The following is a 2,518-nucleotide window of genomic DNA, read 5'->3' as shown; positions in this document are numbered from 1 at the left end:
GGAAACCTCCGATGCTGCAAAAACCCCTGGGGGTTTCCGGAAACGAACTTTTGGAGATACCAAAACATTTTGGTATCTTGAGATACGGTAAAAATATGGTTCTTGGACTAATTTGAGTAGTCAAATATAATTATGCTAATCTAACTGGACGCAAAAATTTTTCAGACACTCAAAAAAGGTGGGGGGTTTCCGGAAAATGGAAACTATAAGATAAAGTCATCCGAAGAATTCCTCTTTACTCCCATCGTTTGCCTCTCGTAGTAGTTCCTGTTGCTAAATTTGTATATTACAACAGAGTCTTTGTTCTTGTCCATAATCTTCTCAAGTTCATCTACTAACATCCTAAACAAAGCATCCGATATCTCGCCTTCAAATACCGATCTCTGAACCCAAGTCAGGTATCGCTTACATACTTTGTTAGCTTTCATCACTCTACTCTCGTCAAAATCATAAACTAGTATTACAAACATACAACCCCAAACCTCAAATCTGAAATTTTAAACAAACTCTTTCTTCTTCTAGTAAGAATGAATTTCTTGATTCGTTAATATATCTTGAAATATGTTATTGTATTTGATATCTTAAAACTCTGGAGGTGTTTTGAGGGCTACCATTCTACTACGAAGGGGTTATATTCCTCGTCTTCCGTGAAGAATTTATACAACTTATAGCACTCAAGTCTTATGAGTCTTCTATAACTGACATTACCTAACTTCTTATGCTTTATAACACTCTGCATTTTCTCTTCATATCTCTGAATGAATTTTTTATTACCACTTTCTTTCATAAAAACGCCATCTCCGATTTCGTGAAAATCATTTATATTTATTTCTTTTCTGTTAATAATTTGAAATATTGTTCTATCAACAATCACAGGTTTGAAAACCTCTGCTATGTCAAGGTTAAGACTAAAACTTCTCTGATTTGTTTGGTGTAGGTATCCAATTCTTGGGTCTAGGTATGTCCTGTATATCTCGCTCAAAACAGATGCGTAAAGAAGTGAATTACCGAAACTTATAAGTGCATTCATAGGATTACTCGGTGGTCTCTTCTCTCGTCTCTCAATTTCAAAGCCCTCTTGCTTCAAAAACAAACCAAAAGTGGAATAATACTCTTTCCTAATATCTCCCTCTATGCTCATAAGCGTCGGAATATCGTTCGTTTCAAATACTTTACTGAAAGACTGGTTTATGTTTTTAATAGAATTGCCAATTTCTTCATTGCCAGTTTGCCTGTAGTGATACTCTAGGTTCTTAAGAATGTTTCTATATGCTCCTTCAATAAACTTCTTTGCTAGATAAACTCTCTTCTTGTTGTCAAGGTAAGCCTCTGCTTGCTTGAGTGTGATTAAACCAGAGTTTAGACTTCTTCTCGGATAATAACTTCCTACATACCATCCCTTCCTGTTAAAAAAGTGTAGGCATATCTCGTTCTTAGTTAGAAATTCAAGAAGTCTCTTGTTTATCACTATCTCGCCAAAGATGTTTATATCTGAAACAGTAGCAACAGGAATACTTTTATTTTCACCTTCTTTAGTTATCAAAATAAGCGAGTTGTCCTTTCTCTTCAGTCTGCCACTCTGAAAAACATACAGAACTTTTGACATTACATAACCTCCTTGTTTTTATATTTCATCACACTGTCGTGAGACAGTGCGAGAATAATAATTTCCAAACTATACTTTATAAAACTCTTGAAAGGCGTAGAAAGGTTGTTTCAAAAGAATAGTGTTTAAACCCAGCACATCTCCTTGTATCCGCAAACCTTACAGTATTTTATCCACTCGGGCTTCGGTGGTTTTTCTTGCTTAAGAAGTTCTTCAATTTCACCTATCATCCTTTCAATCTCTTTTTCACTTTCTTCGGAGAGTCTTACTAATACTCTCTTTTTCTCATCAGGAATGCTAATTTCTCCTTCCATCACAACTCCTTTTTTGTGTTTTAGGTAGTAAAGGTAGAAGAGTAGTTGCCACCGTGTGCTGTCTATGAATTTGGAACTCTTTTTTATCTCAACAATCAAACACCTTCCTTTGACTAGGTCAACTTTGATAGTATTGTCAATCAAAACTTCTTTTGCTTTTTCTCTTGAGAAGAAGTATTTGTGAATATGTCTTCCAATCATTATTCTGTTATCCTTCTGATCTGGAACTATCCTATGTCCAATAAGCCAAGCCTCTCTCTTGCAGATGGTGTAATACCAGATTAGAGTTCCATTAACTTCCATTTCTATCTTGATATATAGACAGTTGTAGTCCCACTGTATGTAAGCCAGAAATCGTATATCCACACATAATGGACGTATCCTGTTGAGCTTGCATAGCCACTCTCGCCGTATCCTCTTAGGTTTTGATCTATTGTCTTTACTATGATGCCTCTGTAGTCTGCTACTTTTATCACTGGGTCGAAACCTGATCTCCCACTAACTTGGACAAAGATACTCGTGGAAGGAGATATAACCTTTAGAACTGTTCCTGGTTGAGCGTAGGAGTATATGTATACGCTATCATACCAAGATGTAT

Annotated in this window: 4 protein-coding genes; all 4 read right to left on the bottom strand. The window is 35.9% G+C overall.

What is annotated here, in order from left to right:
• Positions 1-203 precede the first annotated feature (203 nt).
• On the bottom strand, positions 204-470 hold the full coding sequence (cas2, locus tag NZ579_08115) for a CRISPR-associated endonuclease Cas2 (protein MCS7299900.1): 267 nt from the start codon (positions 468-470) through the stop codon (positions 204-206).
• Between the two features lie 137 nt (positions 471-607).
• Positions 608-1,606, bottom strand: coding sequence for a type I-B CRISPR-associated endonuclease Cas1b (cas1b, locus tag NZ579_08110; protein ID MCS7299899.1), 999 nt, complete (start codon positions 1,604-1,606; stop codon positions 608-610).
• A gap of 125 nt (positions 1,607-1,731) precedes the next feature.
• On the bottom strand, positions 1,732-2,286 hold the full coding sequence (cas4, locus tag NZ579_08105; GenBank protein ID MCS7299898.1) for a CRISPR-associated protein Cas4: 555 nt from the start codon (positions 2,284-2,286) through the stop codon (positions 1,732-1,734).
• On the bottom strand, positions 2,226-2,518 hold a 293-nt coding region (locus NZ579_08100), incomplete at its 5' end, for a hypothetical protein (GenBank protein MCS7299897.1). The genes cas4 and NZ579_08100, both read right to left, overlap by 61 nt.

It is taken from the genome of Spirochaetota bacterium (assembly GCA_025061835.1).
GTDB lineage: Bacteria > Spirochaetota > Brevinematia > DTOW01 > DTOW01 > SKYB106.
The sequence above is the reverse complement of the archived record's forward strand: the minus strand, read 5'-3'. Positions and strand labels throughout refer to the sequence as shown.

What these genes read in the sequence shown, in the direction of transcription:
- cas1b (MCS7299899.1), bottom strand. Translation starts at nt 1,606, where the DNA reads ATGTCAAAAGTTCTGTATGTTTTTCAGAGTGGCAGACTGAAGAGAAAG.
- cas2 (MCS7299900.1), bottom strand. Translation starts at nt 470, where the DNA reads ATGTTTGTAATACTAGTTTATGATTTTGACGAGAGTAGAGTGATGAAA.